Annotated in this window: 16 protein-coding genes; 14 read left to right on the forward strand and 2 right to left on the reverse strand. The window is 35.2% G+C overall.

The genetic code is table 11. The features are described from left to right. Positions 1 to 9: 9 nt before the first annotated feature. The 13 genes from ACH0B5_RS09495 (at position 10) to ACH0B5_RS09555 (ending at position 18,089) form a co-directional block, all read left to right on the forward strand. Positions 10 to 1,356: an ABC transporter substrate-binding protein gene (locus ACH0B5_RS09495; protein WP_241559285.1), complete on the forward strand. Its 1,347-nt coding sequence runs from the start codon at positions 10 to 12 to the stop codon at positions 1,354 to 1,356. Positions 1,357 to 1,534: 178 nt separating this feature from the next. After that, positions 1,535 to 2,644 carry a glycoside hydrolase family 88/105 protein gene (locus ACH0B5_RS09500; RefSeq protein WP_122971435.1) on the forward strand — a complete coding sequence of 370 codons (1,110 nt, stop codon included), beginning with the start codon at positions 1,535 to 1,537 and terminating at the stop codon, positions 2,642 to 2,644. A 475-nt stretch (positions 2,645 to 3,119) separates the two neighbouring features. Continuing rightward, complete coding sequence (locus ACH0B5_RS09505) at positions 3,120 to 4,919, forward strand: sensor histidine kinase (protein WP_122971436.1); 1,800 nt, start codon at positions 3,120 to 3,122, stop codon at positions 4,917 to 4,919. Continuing rightward, positions 4,912 to 6,459 (forward strand): response regulator, encoded by a 1,548-nt coding sequence (locus ACH0B5_RS09510; RefSeq protein ID WP_341361777.1) that lies wholly within the window; start codon positions 4,912 to 4,914, stop codon positions 6,457 to 6,459. Before ACH0B5_RS09505 ends, ACH0B5_RS09510 begins: the two co-directional genes overlap by 8 nt. Before the next feature lie 638 nt (positions 6,460 to 7,097). Then, the gene (locus ACH0B5_RS09515; RefSeq protein WP_122971439.1) at positions 7,098 to 8,111 is read left to right on the forward strand and encodes a sugar kinase; all 1,014 of its coding nucleotides are present in this window, start codon (positions 7,098 to 7,100) and stop codon (positions 8,109 to 8,111) included. A 315-nt stretch (positions 8,112 to 8,426) separates the two neighbouring features. Continuing rightward, positions 8,427 to 9,272, forward strand: a complete 846-nt coding sequence (locus ACH0B5_RS09520) for a sugar phosphate isomerase/epimerase family protein (RefSeq protein WP_122971440.1) — start codon at positions 8,427 to 8,429, stop codon at positions 9,270 to 9,272. Positions 9,273 to 9,320: 48 nt separating this feature from the next. After that, complete coding sequence (gene uxaC, locus ACH0B5_RS09525; protein ID WP_341361778.1) at positions 9,321 to 10,724, forward strand: glucuronate isomerase; 1,404 nt, start codon at positions 9,321 to 9,323, stop codon at positions 10,722 to 10,724. Positions 10,725 to 10,883: 159 nt separating this feature from the next. Beyond that, positions 10,884 to 12,353: a tagaturonate reductase gene (locus ACH0B5_RS09530; protein WP_341361779.1), complete on the forward strand. Its 1,470-nt coding sequence runs from the start codon at positions 10,884 to 10,886 to the stop codon at positions 12,351 to 12,353. A 15-nt stretch (positions 12,354 to 12,368) separates the two neighbouring features. Next, a complete protein-coding gene (locus ACH0B5_RS09535) occupies positions 12,369 to 13,856 on the forward strand; it encodes a UxaA family hydrolase (protein WP_341361780.1) in 1,488 nt (495 codons plus the stop codon). Between the two features lie 76 nt (positions 13,857 to 13,932). Next, positions 13,933 to 15,096 (forward strand): oligogalacturonate lyase family protein, encoded by a 1,164-nt coding sequence (locus ACH0B5_RS09540; protein ID WP_341361781.1) that lies wholly within the window; start codon positions 13,933 to 13,935, stop codon positions 15,094 to 15,096. A 14-nt stretch (positions 15,097 to 15,110) separates the two neighbouring features. After that, positions 15,111 to 15,440: a cupin domain-containing protein gene (locus ACH0B5_RS09545; RefSeq protein ID WP_122971445.1), complete on the forward strand. Its 330-nt coding sequence runs from the start codon at positions 15,111 to 15,113 to the stop codon at positions 15,438 to 15,440. Between the two features lie 22 nt (positions 15,441 to 15,462). Then, entirely contained in the window at positions 15,463 to 16,791 is a 1,329-nt protein-coding gene (locus ACH0B5_RS09550) for a pectate lyase family protein (protein ID WP_341361782.1), read from the forward strand. A 200-nt stretch (positions 16,792 to 16,991) separates the two neighbouring features. Further along, positions 16,992 to 18,089 carry an ABC transporter ATP-binding protein gene (locus tag ACH0B5_RS09555; RefSeq protein ID WP_406927766.1) on the forward strand — a complete coding sequence of 366 codons (1,098 nt, stop codon included), beginning with the start codon at positions 16,992 to 16,994 and terminating at the stop codon, positions 18,087 to 18,089. A 363-nt stretch (positions 18,090 to 18,452) separates the two neighbouring features. On the opposite strand, the gene ACH0B5_RS09560 is transcribed toward ACH0B5_RS09555, so the two are convergent. After that, positions 18,453 to 18,983, reverse strand: coding sequence for a DUF2529 family protein (locus tag ACH0B5_RS09560; RefSeq protein WP_341361783.1), 531 nt, complete (start codon positions 18,981 to 18,983; stop codon positions 18,453 to 18,455). A 191-nt stretch (positions 18,984 to 19,174) separates the two neighbouring features. Here ACH0B5_RS09560 and ACH0B5_RS09565 point away from each other — a divergent pair, with 191 nt between their 5' ends. Beyond that, entirely contained in the window at positions 19,175 to 19,534 is a 360-nt protein-coding gene (locus ACH0B5_RS09565) for a response regulator (RefSeq protein ID WP_406927767.1), read from the forward strand. A 175-nt stretch (positions 19,535 to 19,709) separates the two neighbouring features. Here ACH0B5_RS09565 and ACH0B5_RS09570 read toward each other — a convergent pair. Further along, positions 19,710 to 19,950: hypothetical protein (locus tag ACH0B5_RS09570; protein WP_406927768.1), on the reverse strand; the 241-nt coding region annotated here is incomplete at its 5' end.

Genomic DNA, 19,950 nt, shown 5'->3' on the forward strand with positions numbered 1-19,950 from the left:
GAAAACATCATGTTTATGAAAAGGGGAAAATACAAAAGTTCTATTTTAGCGTTATCAATTGTTTCAGGTTTACTGCTTGCGGGGTGCAACGGTGATGATGAAGCACCTTCAGCATCAAATGACTCAAACAATAATTCAGATGAGCCTGTAACAATAACTTTCTGGGATGAAAATGCAAGTCCAGAGCGAACACCGTTATGGGAAGAAATTATTAAACAGTTCGAAGATGCAAACCCAAATATTGACGTTGAGTATGTAGGGATTCCAAATAAATCCGCTAAATCCAAATATGATGCGGCAATCGCTGCAAATGATACGCCGGACGTTGGATCAGTTCAAACAACTTGGCTTCCAGAATTCTCTATCCGTGAAGCATTATTACCTCTTGATGAGTATTTTGAAGGATCTGAATTAAAGGATAAAATTAATGCAAGTGCAATTGAATTTAATAAGAAGATTACACAAGATGGTAAATTGTATGGAATTCCTTATGCCCAAAACTTAGATACAATCTGGATTCGTACAGATTGGTTTGAGGAAGCAGGAGTAAAAGAACCAGAAACATTTGATGAATTCTTTACTGCAATTGAAAAAATGACGGATAAAGAAAATGGTCGTTATGGCTACACAATCCGCGGTGGGGCAGGGGGATCCTTCCAGCTACAGCGTTTAATGTTTGCTTACAGTGGTTTAGATTATTTTGATGAAGACGGAAAAGTAAATATCAATGACCCTAAACATGTTGAATTTGTAGAAAAATATTTATCTTACTACGAAAAGTTCACTCCTAAGAGTGATATTACAAATGGTTATAAAGAAATGATTGCAGGTTTTGATACTGGTGTTGTTGCTATGGTACACCATAATGTTGGTTCTTACGGAGAGCATAAAAAATCATTAGAAGAAGGGACATTTAAGACGATTCCACTTCCTAAGACAGAGGAAGGCAAATATGTTGCTGAAGGTGGAAACGCTGTCAATATAGCAGTATTCAATAGTACAAAACATCCTGATGCTGCTTGGAAATTTGCTGAGTTTGTTAACTCTCCAGAAGCACAAAGTTTATGGAATGAATCCACTGGGCAAATCCCAACAAACACGGATGTATTGGATGACGAGTGGGTACAAAATGCTCAACATATTAAAGTAGCATTTGAAGTGTATGAAAACCCTGAAACAAAGCTATATGAACCACCATTCTATTTACCAGATTATCGCTCGATTCTTGATAATTTAGTAGACCCTGGTATCCAGCAAGTGATGAGTGGACAAAAGTCGGCAAAAGATTTCTTAGATGAATGGGCTAAAGCAATTGAAGAGTCAAAAGAGAAATACGACCAGACGTTTAATAAATAAATATGATGTAAAGTTCATTCAGTAGAAAATATCTCTACTGGATGAATTTTTTGAAAGATTTAAGTAATACATTTATATCCATTTGTTTTTCACTATTGATAATGGAAGAAGCCTGTAACAATCAGCCTAATTCAAATCAATTTAGGTGAAATCACTTTCAAGAAAAGGAGAATGAACAATGGGAGAGACAACGAATACAATCGCTACAAAAACGCCATTGGTGATGGCGGAAAAGGCATGCCAAGCTTTAATGAAAACATTTCATCCTGAAGAACTGCCTCCCGCTAAATCCTTTCACTATCATCAAGGTGTTTTTCTATATGGAATGTACAGAGTTTATCAAGAAACGGGTAAAAGGGAATATTTCGACTATATTAAAGGCTATTTTGATTGTTTAATTGATGAGTATGGAAATTTATGCTTCGCAAGAGATGAGCTTGACTCAACGATGGCGGGAATTTTGTTGTTTCCATTATATGAAGAAACAAAAGATCCAAGGTATATGATTGCCGCTAAGCGATTAAGGAGTGCGTTAGATACGCTAAATAGAACGTCAGAAAATGGCTTCTGGCATAAAGAGAAATATCCATATCAAATGTGGTTAGACGGACTCTTCATGGGCGGACCATTCATGGTACTTTATAGCCAGCATTTCCATGAGGAAGAATTAATTCAAACCGTTCTTTTACAAGAAAAATTAATGAGAAAACATATGACAGACGACAAAACGGGTTTGCTCTACCATGCGTGGGATGAAAAGAAAGTTCAGCCATGGGCGAATGCTGAAACAGGATGTTCACCAGAATTTTGGGGGCGTTCTCTCGGATGGTATGGTACGGCATTGATTGACTTGTTAGAGTTTTTAGGGGATCGAAAACGAGGACAAGAGCAATTAATTTCATCTCTTCAAAACTTCATTCCAGCAATTGCTAACTTCCAAGATGACAAAACGGGTTTATGGTATCAGATTGTCGATAAAGGTAGTTTAGAAGATAATTGGCTAGAATCCTCTTGTTCTGCCTTGTTTCTTTATTTCATATCGAAGGCAATTGAGCATGGTTTAGTCGATGATTCCTATCGTGGAGTAGCGGATAAAGCTTATAAAGGATTGTTAGAGCATATGGTAGAAGAAAAAGATTCAACACTTATATTAAGTGGAATTTGTATCGGTACTTCAGCTGGAGTATATGACTACTATGTGGATCGCCCAACATCTGAAAATGATTTACATGGTATGGGTGCGTTTATTTTAGGAAGTATGGCGTATTATGATCTTATAAAAGAATAACTGAATTGAAGAGATGACAGGTTAGTCAGGTAGTTTTAGACTAACGGAAACCCATAATATTATTCGAGGAAATGCTATTCGTCAAATGGAATCTAATTAGTTATAATAATTTCTCTGTGAAAATAGATAACCCTTGGAGCAATGATTGGATTGTTAATTCAATAACAGCGCAATTTGTTAAAAGGAAGACTTATATAAATGATTTTTGATTTTATTGGGGGATCTTACAAGGATCCAATTACAATAACATGGAATTTGGCCAAAGCATTCGATGTGATATCACAACGAGTGCTTTTTTCTTTCCTTTGTGTACCGTTGGAAAACTGCCAATACCAATAACAGAAGGCATACTAAGAAGAACGCTTAGATTGGCAGATAGGGTTGTTAAGTATAGTGAAAATTTAGTATATTTAGAATAAAGAAATAGATTAACCGCTTACATCATTGTTTAGATAGAAGAGAAGGGGGTGAACTGATGACAAAAATAAAGAACTTATTTCAGAAATATTTCCTATACTCCATTAAATCAACGATTAACACTCTCTATTTACCTATCATTATTATTTTTATATCCATTTCCGGATGGGTGTCTTCGATGCTTGCAACAGCACAAATTGAAGAAAATGCATATAAAAATGTCAATGATACAATTTTTCAAACAAAAAATTATTTAGACTATATGCTTTCAGATGTTTTTCAACAATTAGTATCTGTTTCGAGTAACCCGAGAATATTAAATTTAGTTGGAACTGAGAGAGCAGAAATTAAACCAGAGTATTACGTGGAAATTGATAAGAGTTTGCAACATGTATATTCCCGATATAACGTCATCATTGAATCCGTCCTCATTGATCTAAACCAAGGGGAGTTTTCCCTTTATCACAGTGATTATAATTCGAATCCATCCATTTCGTATGAGGATTATTTTAATCTATATGAAGGAAGCAAAGAAGGATTTTATTGGAGAAATATGCATCAAGATGAAATTTTTAATACAAATGATCAAGTAATTTCTTTATTTAGATTAATCGAGAGGGGCCCCTCGTCTGATAGAGGAATTATCCTATTTAATCTTCGAGATGATTACTTTGAACAAGTGTTGAACAAATCGTTAATTGGAGAAAATGGCTATTTAACACTTATTAGCCCCAATGGAAAATATGAATCGAAAGACGTTAAATCAGAATATCAGTTAGATGACAAAACGCTTCATTCACTTCAACATACTGAAGATGAAAGCGGAGAATTCTCATATGAAAGCGTTGCCGGAGAAGATATGATTGTAATCTATGACACTATCGAGGCAAATAAGTGGAAATTGGCGGCTGTTGTTCCTGAAAGTGAAATATTAAATAAAGTAAATTACATAAAACATGCTACTGTTTTTTTCATATTAGTAATGATTGTTAGTGCGATTTTTTTAACTTCCTTAGTTGGAAAATATATCTCAAAACCATTTGAAAAAATGGCAAAGCAAATGCGTACGATTAAAAGGGAAAGTCTTGCTTTATATGATGAATCGTCTGGTCCAGAAGAAATGAAAATACTTCATAACGGGTTTAAAGAGTTACTTTTACGAACGCAAACATTGATGGAACAAATTCAGTTAGAACAGGAGGAGAAAAGGCAATTAGAATTTGCGATTATGCATGCGCAAATTAATCCTCACTTTCTTTATAATACACTTTATTCGATAAAAGGATTATGTGATATGGGATTAAATAAGGATGCAAGCCGAATGATCAGTGCCCTCTCAAGCTTCTTTCGTATAGGAATTAGCAAGGGAAAGGAGATTATTCCGATTAAAGATGAGATTGAACATATTGAGCATTATTTATTCATCCAGGAAATGCGGTATGGAGATGACTTCTCCTACGAAATTAACATTGAAGAAGATATTTTATCCTATAACATTATTAAACTTTCATTACAGCCATTAATTGAAAACGCCATTTATCATGGAGTAAAGCAGAGAAGAGGTCAAGGGAGGATTACGATAAAAGGCTATCAGACAGGAGATACGATTCACCTAGAGGTGGCTGATAATGGGAATGGCATTGAAGAAGAAAAATTAGTAGAGATTTTAAAAGAAATGGAAGCTTCTTTTCAAGAGAAAAAGAGTTTTATTGGGATTGGGTTAAAAAGTGTAAATGAGCGAATTAAAATTCACTTTGGAAAAGAATATGGTTTGCATATATCAAGTAAATTAGGTCAAGGCACAGTGGTGAGCATTCTGATTCCCAAAACAAAGGGGGAGATTAACGGAAATGTATAAAGTGATTGTTGTCGAAGATGATCGCATTATTCGTCGTGGGATTTGTCAGTCAATTAATTGGGATGAACATGGATTTGTTGTTGCAGGGGAAGCGGGAGATGGTGAGGTGGCACTCGGACTAATTGAAAAAGAACAACCCCAAGTCGTCATCTCAGATATAAATATGCCCTTTATGGACGGGTTAGAAATGGCAAAAAAAATAAGAGAAATTAGTCCGGAAACGAGAATTATTTTTCTAACAGGCTTCGAAGATTTTAAATATGCTCAACAAGCAGTGAAACTAAAAGCATACGATTATTTATTAAAGCCAGTGGACTCAGAGCAATTGCTACATAAAGCAAAAGAGGCAGCAGAAGATTGGGAACAGGAAAATAAAAAGGAAAAAAGAATTATGGAATCTTTGCCGTACCTTCAGCAGAAATTTTTTCAAGAGTTGATGAAGGGAGAAGGGGAGTGGATGGATATCGAAGAGGAATTAGCTGAGCTTGGGGTTGAATTAGAAGGACCCGAATTTGCAGCAGTACTGCTTCATTCTCCTATCGGATTTCATGATGAATGCAAACGAAAGATGACAGAGATAACTTCTTCCTTTTTTTCGCAAAGAAACTTTATTGCCATCCATATCGATCCTAATGAATTCGCCATTCTGTTATCTTTGGAAGACGAAAATGATGTAAGGAAGGGACAGCTTGTACAACAATTATTTGATTGTTGTCATTCCGTCAAACATTCTATAACAATTACACTTGGTAGAACCTATCCAAATTTATTTGAGCTGGGCAAATCATTGCTTGAATCACGTTTAGCAATGGATTTGAGACATATTATGGGAATAGGTAAAGTATTTTCTTTTGAAGATACCGTTTCAAGTAAGGAAGAAACGGAAAGTCGTTTAAAAGAATTGGAATTTGAATTAGAAAATCATATTAAGTTAGGAATACCTGAAAAGGTAAGTGAAACGCTTCATCAATTAAATGAAGCAATTATAGAAAAAAAATCCGTGCCGTTAACTGAATTAAAAATTATCGCATTAAAGTTTAGTACGATGCTCTTTTTTGAAGTTGAAAAGTGGAAAAAAGAGGAGATTAAAAGTTTTAGTTCATCGGATGTTTATCAAAATATTATAAAAATGGAAACCTTATCGGAAATGATGGGAATTTTAAACCGACTTATTCAACAATGGTCTGATGAAATGAATAAAAAAGAAGACAAGAATCATTTTAGCCATGTTGATCAGGCAATTATGTACATGAAAGAACACTTCCAAGATAGCACCTTAACATTAAAAAAAGTAGCTGAATTTATCCATGTTAGTGCTCCGTATTTAAGCAATCTATTTAAACTGGAAAAAGGAATCAATTTTGGAGATTTCCTATTGGAGATACGGATGAAGAAGGCGATGGAAGAATTGCGTAATGGTGATAAGAAAACCTATGAAGTTTGTGAAAAAGTTGGCTATAATAATCCCCAATATTTTAGTATTTGTTTTAAAAAATATACTGGTTATACACCTGCCGAGTACAAAAAGCAGTTTAAATAAAATCAACGGATATAAATTAAAGGGCATGCCCCAACTTAACATTTGTTGAGTTATAAGGGGTCTGTTCTTTTTTCTCTTTTTAGTAGTTTGTAAGGATGATTCGAAGGGTCGCAAAACACTTCATATCCTTTTATGGTCCTCGTTCTATTTTAGAAACTTTTCTACGATTGCATCTCCGCAAAAATTTAAAAATCTTTCCCCATATTCCTTTGTAAGTTTTTCCATACATGTATAAAAATCTTAAGATAATGGTTTAAGATTTTAAGATGTTTGTTAAATCAAATTGTAATCCCTTTCATGGATTTATATACTCAACGTATAAGTTTGTATATTCTAAAAATTCTTAATTAATTGCCGCGTTTGGGGTGACATGATGAAAAAATGACTATACTCCCAGCAGGCGGATTTGGATCCTGATTTTGTGAAGGCAGTAAGGGGACCACTTCCACAAATTAATCCTATGCCTACTGCTGGAATCGACTTAGAAAATGTCGATATTTGGATTCGAAAAATGATTGTGTCACTGTTGGAGTCCGGGGAGTTTAATAGCCTCAGCAAAAAACGGATGATTTTGCTAAGATTACAGAATACACAACAGAATATATAAATAAAGTCAAAACTGCTCGAGAGGTTTCAAAATGAAAAAAATTATAACGCTAGGAGAAATTTTACTTCGATTGTCAACAGAGGTTGGAAAACGACTTTCCCAAGCCGATCAACTAGCTTTGAACTACGGCGGTGCAGAAACGAATGTCAGTGTATCTTTGGCAAATTTCGGGTATGATGTTTATTTTGTTAGTAAAGTACCTGACAATCCTCTTGGATTAGCTGCAGAAAGACACTTGAAAATGAACGGTGTCCGAACAGAATTTTTATTAAAAGGCGGAGAGCGATTAGGTACGTATTATGTTGAATCAGGTGTTGGAGCTAGAAGTGCACAAGTAACCTACGATCGAAAGCATTCTAGCTTTACACAAATAATTTGTGAGGAAATCCAGTTTGATAACATTTTTCAAGATGCTGATCTATTCCACGTTACTGGTATTACACCTGCACTTTCACCTAGTTTAGTAGAGTTAACTTTAATAGCTTTACAAAAGGCAAAGGAAAAGGGTGTAATAACAAGCTTTGATTTTAACTATCGTTCTAAATTATGGAGTCATCAGGAAGCAGCAGAAACAATTAAACGCTTTCTTCCCTATGTGGATATTTGTTTCTGTGGAGAATTAGATGCTACTTACTTGCTTGGTATTGATAAAGCATCGGAATCAATGGAAAATACGGATAGACTTATGTTTTATTACGAAACTATTCGAAAAAAATATCCGAATATTCAATTTTTCGCTTCAACATTTCGAGATGTACTTTCAGCATCAACGAATACATTACAAGGAAATCTTTTCGTGGATGGAGCTTTATACCAGTCGAAAATTTATCAAATTGATCATATTGTCGATCGGGTCGGTGGTGGGGATGCCTTTGTCGCAGGAATGTTATATGGAATCCTTGAACTAACATCATTAAAGGAAGCGGTTACATTTGCAACTGCAGCATCGGTCTTAAAGCACACTGTTCTTGGTGACTGTAACACTTTCTCACCCGAAGAGATTAAGACCTATGCAAATCAAGTGCCAGGGAAAATTGTGCGGTGAACCATTCGAATGGAGGGATATTCAAAATGGAAACTCGTTAGGCAAATCATCCAGAGGAAATGAAAAGATATAACACAGATGAGATTGAATCATTTTGGGCAATGTGTGGGGAAAACATCACCTATACAGACATGGATCACGTAAAAATGGAGGATTTAAGATAAATAAAAACTAGATTACTGAACAAGGGAAACCTTTCTTGAATCTAAACAGCTTTTCTAATAATAAATTACGACTAGTGAGATAAACAATTTTAAAAGGGTTTGGTTCAAGGTTAAGGGACAGATTCTTTTTTAGAATAGGAGGAGAGAGAAGGTGAGCCTAAATATTGGAATCAGAGCTCATGATATTGACAACCTTCCATTAGAAGAATTAGTAAGTGTGATTGCTAGTAAAGGATTAACCGCTGTTCAATTGGCACTAGGGAAATCATTTAGGGAGATGAATACTTCATTAGGTAGTTTGAGTCCTGGTTTTGCCCATCATATTGGAAGCGTTTTTAAACAAAAAGGGATTCAAATTGCCATTTTAGGCTGTTATATTAACATGATTCACCCAGACTGTCATGTAAGAAGAAAGGAACTTGAACGATTCAAGGAGCATATTCGATTTGCGAGAGATTTTGGCTGCAGCATTGTAGGAACGGAGACGGGAAATGTTAATCCAGACATCGTGTATACAGAGGAAAATTTTAAGGAACAACCATTTTATGAAGTAGTCGAAAGTGTTAAAGAACTTGTGGAAGAGGCAGAGAAATTTGGCGTGATTGTAGGAATAGAAGGGGGAATTAATCATCCGATTCATACACCACAGCGAATGAAACGGTTACTTGAAGAAATTCCTTCCAATCATCTACAAGTCATCTATGATCCTGCTAATTTTATTTCAATGGATAATTACGAACATCAAGAAGAGGTTATTCAAGAAGCAATCGAGCTGTTTGGAGACAAGATTGTCGCCCTTCATGCAAAGGATTTTATTATTGAAAATAATTGGGTCAAAATCGTACCAGTAGGGCAAGGTTTGTTAAATTATGAGGTTATTTTTAAAAGTATAAAACAGAAAAAACCCTTTCTAAATGTTTTGATGGAAGGGACAAGAGAACCTTATATCGATGGCAGTATGAAGTATTTAAAGGAAAAATATTCCAACATAAAATGAATAGAACAAATATATTCCCTTTAATAAATCGAAAAGGCTGGTGTTTATATGCGAAATTTCATGGATGAAAATTTTTTACTAAATAATGAAACCTCCGTTACTTTATATAACGACTATGCAAAGAATATGCCTATTATTGACTATCATTGCCATTTAAGTCCTAAAGAAATTTATGAGAATAAAAAATTCAAAAATATTACAGAAATCTGGTTATATGGTGACCATTATAAATGGCGATTAATGCGAGCAAATGGCATTGAGGAAGAGTATATTACGGGCAAAGCTAGTGATTACGATAAGTTTCTGGCATGGGCTAGAACCCTTCCGATGACAATTGGAAATCCAGTATTTAACTGGACTCACTTAGAACTTCAAAGATTTTTTGGAATAAATGAGCTTTTAAACGAAGAAACTGCCCCCGCTATTTGGGAAAAGGTAAATAGGTTATTAAATAGTGATGGTTTCCGCGCCAGGGATTTTATTAAAAAATCAAATGTGCGGGTCGTATGTACGACAGATGATCCTGTTGATAGTTTAGAGTATCATCTGCGTTTGCAAGAAGAAAGTGACTTTGATGTAAAAGTCTTACCTAGTTTCCGCCCGGATAAAGGACTTGAAATTAACCGTGACGGGTATCTAAATTGGGTGAAAACACTGGAAGGAATTTCAGCAATCCAAATTAAAAGTTATGGAGACTTCCTCCAAGCCCTTGAGTCAAGAGTTCGATCTTTCCATTCAGTAGGTGGTAGAGTTTCAGATCATGCAATCGATACGATGATGTATGCAGACACAACGTTAGAGGAAGTGCAACGGATTTTCGAAGAGGCTTTACAAGGTAAAAAAGTTTCCACTGAAGATGAAAAGAAATATAAAAGTTATACTTTAAGATTTTTAGGTAAGTTATATGCTGAATTAGGCTGGGCAATGCAGTTCCACATTAATGCCTTACGAAATAATAACGAAAGAATGTTTACAGTTTTAGGTCCGGACACAGGCTATGATTCCATTAATGATGAAGAAATCGCAAAACCATTGATACAGCTGTTAAATTCAATGGAGAAAGAAAATGCTCTGCCGAAAACAATTATTTATTCTCTAAATCCGAAAGATAATAACGTGATTTCCGCTGTAATTGGAAGCTTTCAAGGGGGAGGCATTCCTGGGAAAATCCAGTTCGGTACAGCTTGGTGGTTTAACGATAATAAGATAGGAATGCTTGAGCAAATGCAATCCTTAGCGAACATGGGTCTCTTTAGCCGTTTTATCGGTATGTTAACTGACTCCCGTAGTTTCTTATCCTATACACGACACGAATATTTTAGAAGATTAATCTGTTATCTAATTGGTGAGTGGGTAGAGCAGGGAGAAGTTCCAAATGATCCTGAATTCTTAGGGAAAATCGTTCAAGGAATTTCTTATTATAATGCAAAAGAATATTTTCAATTTGATTAAAGAGTAACGGAGACTATGAGCTAATAGGGATTGTAGACACGGATTAGTAGGAGAAAATCTAATTTCCCTAAGACAAGATTAATTGTTTAATAATGTGTCCCATTGTCTTAAAGTTCATCTATGCATTGTAAAAAGTGTTGATTTATGAGGAGAATATTCATGGAAAAATTAAACAAACAATTTGTAAAAAATTATCAAAAACGTCCGGAGAAAGTTTTGCAATTCGGGCAAGGTAATTTTTTAAGAGCCTTTATTGATTGGCAAATTGATGTGCTTAACGAGAATACAGACTTTAATGGCAGTGTGGTAGTCGTTCAGCCGCGCGGACAAGGAGCGGTTGAAAAGTTAAATGAACAGGATGGATTATTTACTCTTTATTTACAAGGGATAAAAGAAGGAAAACCTGTCAAAGAACATTCGACGATAAGTTGTATTAGCCGAGGTTTAAATCTTTTTAAACAATACGATGAGTATATGCAACTAGCCCATAATCCCAATCTTAGGTTTATTTTTTCTAATACAACAGAAGCAGGGATTGTCTTTAACGAAAATGATCAATTAACAGATCGACCTCAAACGAGTTTTCCAGCTAAACTAACTTCTTTTTTGTATGAACGTTATCAAGCATTTGAAGGCAAAGAGGATAGAGGTTTGATTATTATACCTTGTGAACTAATAGAGCGTAATGGGGATAAATTAAAGGAATTGGTTTTACGATATGGAGAGTTATGGAAATTAGGACGGGGATTTTTGGATTGGATTGATGGAGCAAATACATTCTGTAATACACTTGTTGACCGAATTGTTCCGGGGTTCCCTACGGAATCAATCGATGAAATCACAGCAGAGCTTGGCTATATAGACGAGTTTGTCGTTGTTGGTGAGCAATTCCACCTATTTGTTATTGAAGGACCACAATGGATTCGTGAAGAATTTCCGGTTCATCTGGCAGGATTGAACACTTTCTTTGTCGATGATATAACTCCGTACAGAACAAGGAAGGTACGAATCTTAAACGGTGCTCATACAGCGATGGCTCCTGTTTCTTATTTATACGGTCTCAACACAGTAGGTGAGGCAATTGAACATGAAATCATTGGTAAATTCGTAAAAGAGATAATTTATGATGAAATCATTCCAACATTGGATTTTCCTATAAATGAAAGTCGATCTTTTGCAGAAGAAGTGATTGAGAGATTTAAGAATCCGTATATGCAGCATTTCTTATTAAGTATTTCATTAAATTCAACATCTAAATTTAAAACTAGAGATTTACCTACCTTGCTGGAATATGTAAATCGTAAAAATTCATTACCGAAGAAACTAGTATTCTCACTAGCTGCGTTGATTTCCTTTTATAAGGGAAAAAGCGGTGATGAAAAGATTGAACTGTCCGACGACCACGAAGTACTTGAATTGTTTAAGACACAATGGAATGAAGTTGATGGCAGTCTAGAGAGTATTAGAGGAATTGTCACAAGTGTGTTAAGTTGCAAAAAAATCTGGGATATGGATTTAAACGTTATACCGGAATTAACAGACGAAGTGACGAAAAATTTATATGAAATTGAAACAAAAGGAATGAAACAGGCCGTTGAAACGTTATTGGAGCAAAAGGCGGCCAATTAATTAGGGGGAATATTCATGTTGGATTTCATCCAATTACATGATCACGATAATGTGATTGTAGCACTTAAAGATTTACCAAAAGGGCAATCATTGATAATGAATGAGCAAACGATCGTACTAAAGGATGAGATTAAAAGAGGACATAAAATAGCAATCAAAGATTTTTCTGTTAATGAACATGTCATTAAGTACGGGTACCCAATTGGCCACGCAATTAAAACAATTTCGGTGGGGGAACATATTCATACCCATAATATTAAAACGAATTTGGACGGAATTCAGGAATATCAATTCCATCAAAAGTTAAACCGTAATCCTTATAAAAATAAAAACCTTACGTTTAATGGTTACAAAAGAAAAAATGGAAATGTAGGGATTCGAAACGAACTTTGGATAGTGCCAACTGTTGGTTGTGTAAATGGGATTGCGGAACGAATGTTGAAACTTTTTGAAAAGGAAGTAGGTGATATTTACCCGTTTGAAAACGTTCTCGTATTAAAACACAATTATGGATGTTCTCAATTAGGAGACGATCATGAAAATACTAGAAAAATATTAAGAGATGCGGTGCTCCATCCAAATGCCGGTGGTGTCCTTGTTTTAGGATTAGGTTGTGAAAACAACAACTTATATGAATTTAAGCAAACTCTTGGAGAATTTGATGAAGAGCGTATAAAGTTTTTAGTTTCTCAAGAAGTGACCGACGAAATTGAAGCAGGTGTGGAATTACTAAAAGAAATTTATGCAGCTGCTAAAAACGATAAACGTGAACCCGTACCATTATCTGAATTAAAGGTTGGGTTGAAGTGTGGGGGATCTGATGGTTTTTCAGGAATCACGGCAAATCCATTGCTGGGTAGATTTTCAGATTTCCTTGTTGCTCAAGGAGGTACGACAGTACTGACAGAGGTTCCAGAAATGTTTGGAGCTGAAACAATCCTAATGGAGCGTGCTGTGAATTCAGAAGTTTTTGAAAAGACGGTTGAGCTAATTAATGAATTTAAAGAGTACTTTATAGAAAATAAACAACCAATCTATGAAAATCCTTCTCCAGGAAATAAGGATGGTGGAATTTCAACATTGGAGGATAAATCTTTAGGTTGTACACAGAAGGCAGGAACATCAATGGTAACAGATGTTCTAAAATATGGAGAAATTCTTAGAGAAAAAGGGTTGAATTTGTTGAGTGCACCTGGGAATGACTTGGTTGCATCTTCTGCTCTAGCTGCAGCTGGATGTCAATTAGTACTATTCACGACAGGGCGGGGAACCCCATTTGGATCCTTTGTGCCAACAATGAAAATTTCAACAAATACCCCATTGTATGAAACAAAGCCCCACTGGATTGATTTTAATGCTGGTGTACTTTTAGAGAAGGAATCCGATGTCGTGTTGAACGATTTTATCGACTATATTATACAAGTTGCTAGTGGAGAACTTGTGAATAATGAGAAAAATGATTTTAGGGAGATTGCGATTTTTAAGACGGGAGTTACTTTATAAATAGATGTTAGTGTATGACGTGTATTTCTCAAAAAAGCCTATTCAACTTTATCCTTAATTGGGAGGAGGAAGATATATGATTGGCAAGGAGTTTCCTTCAGAATTCAAAGAGTATATAGATGAGAAAACGGGTAATGTTGTCAAACAGCTAACATCTAATGGTTCTAATAATTTCCACTTTTACTTTACCGATAATTCTTTTTGTACAGGAGATCAAGATATTTATTTTTTATCGGACCGTTCTTCTAAAAGATCAGAAATTTATAATCTTTTTAAAATGAATTTAGCTACCGGTAGGATTTTACAGCTAACAGATGAGCCCAAGGGAATTACTCCAAGCTTTCATACGAAAACTCCTGACGGTGACATTGTCGTTTATGTAACGGGAAGGTTATTAAAGAAATTAGAAATATCAACATTCCAAACTACTGTACTCTATGAGGAAAAGCCGGGGATAGATTTAGGCCACCCGCATATTTCTGCGGATAAAAAATATATCGGTATGGCTCGGAATGAATTTGTTCCAATCGAAAGAGGAGCCAATTATAGAGGATTTAAAGAAACGATGTATGCGACGAAAAAGGGTTGGATAACGTTAATCAGCATGGATGGAAAAGAGGTTTTTGATGTTTTCGAAGATACCCACTGGCTAGGGCACTTTCAGTTTTCACCGATAAATAGCAGCTTGGCAACCTTTTGCCATGAAGGACCATGGAATCTTGTTCACCAACGAATTTGGCTATTGGATATTCGTTCGCGTTCCCCGCAGCCTTTATTTAGGCAAGGAGAGGACGATTGTATTGGCCACGAGTTTTGGACTAGTGATGGGAAAATCTTTTTTGATAACCGTCGAAAAGGCCATGACGGAACAATAACTGTTCATAGAACACAAGCAACTATTCAAAAATCACATACGTCAGGGCAAATTCCATTTGTAGGATTAGCCGATGAAGAGGGGAACTTAATCCGTCAAATTGATCTACCTTTTTATTGCAATCACTATCATAGCAATTTTAACAATACAGTATTAGTCGGAGATGAAGTAGAGGATTTAGTGTTAATTGATATATCGGGAGAGAAGGCTACGATTCAAACGTTATGTTCTCACAAAACGAGCTGGATTACTCAACAAACCCATTGTCATCCAACCTTTAGCTGGAATAATGATAAGATTTTGTTTACATCCGACCGAGAAGGTCCTTGTAATCTTTATTTAATTGAACTACCAAAGCAAACGTAATGAGGGGGAGAGATATGTTTATTTTTGGTGATAAAATCAAAGCCGTCTCAACAGAAGAAGGGGTGGAACGAAAACTTTTAGGTTACGGAGGCAGTTTAATGATGACGGAAGTAACTTTCGAGAAAGACGCAGTTGGAAGCATCCATTCTCATCCTCATGAACAAGTGAGTTATATCTCACGAGGAAGCTTTGAGTTCAACCTGGACGGAGAAGTTCAAATTGTTAGACAGGGAGATAGTATTTACATTCCGTCGGGTACACGCCACGGAGTTAAAGCGCTAGAAGAAGATTCCACCATTTTAGATGTTTTTACCCCACAGCGGGAAGATTTTTTACAAAAATAAAATGAGAGGAAAAGGTGAATTTATGAAAAAAATGATTAGTACCATTCTAGCAGTATTGTTATTCAGTTTTGGGGTTATTTCCGTCTCGGCTTCATCCAATGACCTAGGAAAAGAAGTTTTACAACCAAAAGATGGATGGGCTTCTTTTGGAAACGGAACAACAGGTGGATCTAAAGCAGACGAAAATCATATTTTCACAGTTACAAATAAAAGCGAATTAATTGAAGCATTGGGTGGTGATAATAAATCAAACGGTAAGAATGATCAACCGAAGATCATCTATGTAGAAGGGACAATTGATTTTAATGTAGATGAAAATAATAATCCGATTGGACCGGAATACTATGCAGAGGGTACAGGGTATGATTTTGAAGAATATTTAAAGGCATACAATCCTGAAACGTGGGGTTATGAAAAGGAAGTAGAAGGTGAGCTTGAAGATGCACGCGCTAAGGCTCAGAAAAAGCAAAAAGAACAAATTGTAATCAATATTGGTTCGAATACGACCATAATAGGAATTGGCAATGATGCTAAAATCATTGGGGGTAGTTTGAATATGAGCGGAGTAGAGAATATCATTATCCGCAACATTGAGTTTGAAGCTCCGCGTGATTTCTTCCCACAATGGGACCCGACGGACGGAGATTATGGTGAGTGGAATTCTGAATACGATAATATTTCCATCACAAATAATACTGAAAATGTTTGGATTGACCATTGCACATTTACTGATGGTGAAAACACAGACTCCTCTTTTGGAAAATACTTTGGCCGTACTTACCAACAGCATGATGGATTATTGGACGTAACAAACGGTGCAAGTTATGTGACGATTTCGTATAACAAATTTGAAGACCATGATAAAGTGATGCTGATTGGGTCAAGTGACAGCAAAACGACTGATAGAGATAGATTAAAAGTAACCATTCACCACAATTATTTTAAGGATTTAACACAACGTTTACCAAGAGTGCGTTATGGTGAAGTTCATATCTACAATAACTATTATGAGTTTACGAATGACTCGGAATACTTATTCGATTATGCATTTGGGGTAGGGGCGGAATCGAAAATTTATGCTGAAAATAACTATTTTAACTTCGATTACAATGTAGATCCTTCTCATATTATTCGTTATTGGAAAGGAACTTCTATATATGAGGACGGTTCATTCGTAAATGGGAAAGGTAAAGGAAGCAAAGTAGATCTTGTTAAAGCACATAACGAAGGAAACGATGTACAACTAGATGAGAATGTTGGATGGAAGCCATCCTTGTACACAAAAATCCATCCAACACAGGCTATTCCTGCAATTGTAAAGGCAAAAGCCGGCGTAGGGAAAATAAACTGATATTTTTAAAAAAGACTTGTTTAATTTACAAGTCTTTTTTTATTCGAGTTGTAAAAATATAAAAATATTTAACAATTATCTAAAAATATTAAATTATAATTGAAAGCGTTTTCCGATAAAATGACAATAAGAATTGAGTAAAAATCAGTATGTGTTGGCAAACGATGAATAAAAAGTTTAGATTGTAGGAGGCTGAAAAAATGGCAGAGCTAAAATTAAATAATATTTATAAAATATACGACAATAAAGTAACAGCAGTAAGTGATTTTAACCTTCATATTGAAGATAAGGAATTCATTGTGTTTGTTGGCCCATCTGGTTGTGGGAAATCAACCACTTTACGAATGGTTGCCGGGCTTGAGGAAATTTCTAAAGGAGATTTCTTCATTGACGAACGCCGAGTAAACGATGTAGCCCCTAAAGATCGTGATATTGCTATGGTTTTCCAAAACTATGCACTATATCCTCATATGACAGTTTACGATAATATTGCCTTTGGGTTAAAACTTCGTAAAGTACCAAAGGATGAAATCGATCGACGTGTAAAAGAAGCAGCTAAAATTTTAGGTCTCGAAGATTACTTAAAACGTAAACCAAAAGCCCTTTCTGGTGGACAACGTCAGCGAGTTGCGTTAGGCCGTGCCATCGTTCGTGATGCAAAAGTGTTCTTAATGGACGAACCGTTATCAAATTTGGATGCAAAACTTCGTGTTCAAATGCGAGCTGAAATCGTTAAGCTTCACCGAAGATTAGGAACTACAACCATTTATGTAACGCATGATCAAACAGAAGCAATGACGATGGCAAGTCGGATTGTTGTGATGAAAGATGGGGTGATTCAACAGGTAGGAGCTCCTAAGTATATTTACGAAAATCCAGAGAATATTTTCGTAGGCGGATTTATAGGATCCCCTTCAATGAATTTCTTTAATGGAAAGATTTTAGACGGTGTTTTTTCTATGGGAAGTACAAACATTACGATTCCCGAAGGAAAAATGATGGTTCTTCGTGAGCAAGGATACGTTGGAAAAGAAGTGATTCTAGGGATTAGACCGGAAGATTTCCATGATGAACCAGTATTTATTGACTATGCTAAAGGGGCAACAGTTAAAATTGATATCGAATTAGCAGAACTTACTGGTGCGGATATGACAATTTATTCTACTATTGAAGGCCAAAATTTAGTAGCGACGATCGACCCACGTACAGAGGTCAAGCCTGGTGACAAGCTTGAAATTGCTTTTGATATGAATAAAGCTCATTTCTTTAATAAAGAGACAGAAATTAGAATTCGTTAGATAAACGAAATAGCTAGTATTATAAGGTAAACTAAAACTACCTAGTACAGTTCGCATTGAACTACAAGGTAGTTTTTTAATTTTCCATTTAATTTTTAATCTCTCAGTTAATAACAAATTTTATTTCATCTATTTACCTATTAATGAGTATATCCTCTTTGATGGAAAAGATGCAGTTTATTTCTACACCTTTTTTATATAAGATATCCCTTTTGTTTAAGTTTTGAACAATAAGTATAATAAATGATAGATAAATTTGTGTAATATTTAACCTATCTTTAATTTTCTATAGTAAGATAAAAATACCTAGAAAAATGATAGTAATCAATGTACTATAAAAACGTCAATGGCGAATGTTTAAACTTAGAGTTCATCATCAAAAATTATTTCATCATAGTTTAACTTAATAGCCTCATAAATAAATAAAGCTGCCATTAGGTGTGGGATTACAATTCGTTCACCAAGTTTGACTGGATGGGGTAATATTCCGCCACGTACTTTCGTTGACACATATGTGTATGCCAAGTTACTTAATTCATTATTATCGCTTTGTTGCTCAGGGGCAACGACAGCGAATGGTATAAATTCTTCGTATAACTCTTTTGCCAAGTTTAAAGCCTCTTGATCTTCACAACTTGCTGTGAAGATACATACACGATCTGCATCCGTAAGTGGTGTATCTGGAGTCCATTTTGATAGATTAGCAAATGGCTCTGTTTTTTCCAACGCTTTTATTTCAATGGGCTGTAATTCACCAAAGCATGCGAAATATACATTGCCTTGACCAACACTAGCTTGAGCAAGTAAACGTGCTGTTTCTTCTATTGCTTCTTCTTCACTTTGAATAATTCTTTGAAATAATCCACTCATTTGAGTAGAAAGTATTTTAGACATAGGTTTCACCTCTTTATGTATTATAAATATTTCGTTGCGAAATTGTAAAATCTTAAAGAATATAGCACGTCTTTTTAAAAGGTTTTTTAAAAAGTAAATCGAAATTTATGTTTAGGTGAAGTATGATAGGGAATGTAATTAAAGTAATGGAAATAATAATAAAATAATATCACGTTAAGGGGAAAGTTATAGTGAAAAAAATATTAATCGTTGATGATCAAAAAGGAATTCGTCTTCTGTTAAATGAAGTTTTCTCCAGGGAAGGATATAAAATATTTCAAGCTGCCAACGGATTGGAAGCGCTTAAAATAATGGCAAATAACAACATAGATTGTGTTTTATTAGATATGAAAATTCCCGGAATGAATGGGATCGAAATATTACGAGAAATAAGAAAGAATAACTTAAATGTTCCTGTATTTATGATGACAGCATTTGATGATAATGAAATTATGGATGAAGCAAATGAATTAGGCGTGATGAAATACTTTACAAAACCATTTAATATTTTTGATATTAAAAATGAAGTAAATGAAGTGTTGAAAAAATAAAGATGGTTATTTTTCTACATAAAACTTGGCGTGTATATTATTAACAATTAATAGTCATATGTGTAAGTTTAACTTAAAATAATTCATTTTTTCGATACTCCTGCTGTAGAAACAAGCCGGTTTCTAGTCTTGAGAGACAGGTAGCAAGAGAGAGGTTTTTTAAAAGGAAATGTTTTTATAAAGTATATTTGCGGCTGTCGCAAGCTTTCGCCGCAGAAAACAAACCCATCTCTAGGATTGAGAGACATGCTAGTAAAAGAGAAATTATCTTCAAGGGGAAATATTCAATTAAAGTGTTTTTGCGGCTGTCGCAAGCTTTCGCCGCAGAAAACAAACCCGTCTCTAGGATTGAGAGACATGCTAGTAAAAGAGAAATTATCTTCAAGGGGAAATATTCAATTAAAGTGTTTTTGCGG

The sequence above is a fragment of the Ureibacillus sp. 179-F W5.1 NHS genome (genome assembly GCF_045369345.1).
Taxonomy (GTDB): domain Bacteria; phylum Bacillota; class Bacilli; order Bacillales_A; family Planococcaceae; genus Ureibacillus; species Ureibacillus halotolerans.

Bases quoted from the DNA above. Each gene is read 5' to 3' on its own strand.
- ACH0B5_RS09495 (WP_241559285.1), top strand. From the start codon at position 10: ATGTTTATGAAAAGGGGAAAATACAAAAGTTCTATTTTAGCGTTATCA.
- ACH0B5_RS09505 (WP_122971436.1), top strand. From the start codon at position 3,120: ATGACAAAAATAAAGAACTTATTTCAGAAATATTTCCTATACTCCATT.
- ACH0B5_RS09555 (WP_406927766.1), top strand. From the start codon at position 16,992: ATGGCAGAGCTAAAATTAAATAATATTTATAAAATATACGACAATAAA.
- ACH0B5_RS09500 (WP_122971435.1), top strand. From the start codon at position 1,535: ATGGGAGAGACAACGAATACAATCGCTACAAAAACGCCATTGGTGATG.
- ACH0B5_RS09560 (WP_341361783.1), bottom strand. From the start codon at position 18,983: ATGTCTAAAATACTTTCTACTCAAATGAGTGGATTATTTCAAAGAATT.
- ACH0B5_RS09510 (WP_341361777.1), top strand. From the start codon at position 4,912: ATGTATAAAGTGATTGTTGTCGAAGATGATCGCATTATTCGTCGTGGG.
- ACH0B5_RS09535 (WP_341361780.1), top strand. From the start codon at position 12,369: ATGTTGGATTTCATCCAATTACATGATCACGATAATGTGATTGTAGCA.
- uxaC (WP_341361778.1), top strand. From the start codon at position 9,321: ATGCGAAATTTCATGGATGAAAATTTTTTACTAAATAATGAAACCTCC.
- ACH0B5_RS09540 (WP_341361781.1), top strand. From the start codon at position 13,933: ATGATTGGCAAGGAGTTTCCTTCAGAATTCAAAGAGTATATAGATGAG.
- ACH0B5_RS09545 (WP_122971445.1), top strand. From the start codon at position 15,111: ATGTTTATTTTTGGTGATAAAATCAAAGCCGTCTCAACAGAAGAAGGG.
- ACH0B5_RS09515 (WP_122971439.1), top strand. From the start codon at position 7,098: ATGAAAAAAATTATAACGCTAGGAGAAATTTTACTTCGATTGTCAACA.
- ACH0B5_RS09550 (WP_341361782.1), top strand. From the start codon at position 15,463: ATGAAAAAAATGATTAGTACCATTCTAGCAGTATTGTTATTCAGTTTT.
- ACH0B5_RS09530 (WP_341361779.1), top strand. From the start codon at position 10,884: ATGGAAAAATTAAACAAACAATTTGTAAAAAATTATCAAAAACGTCCG.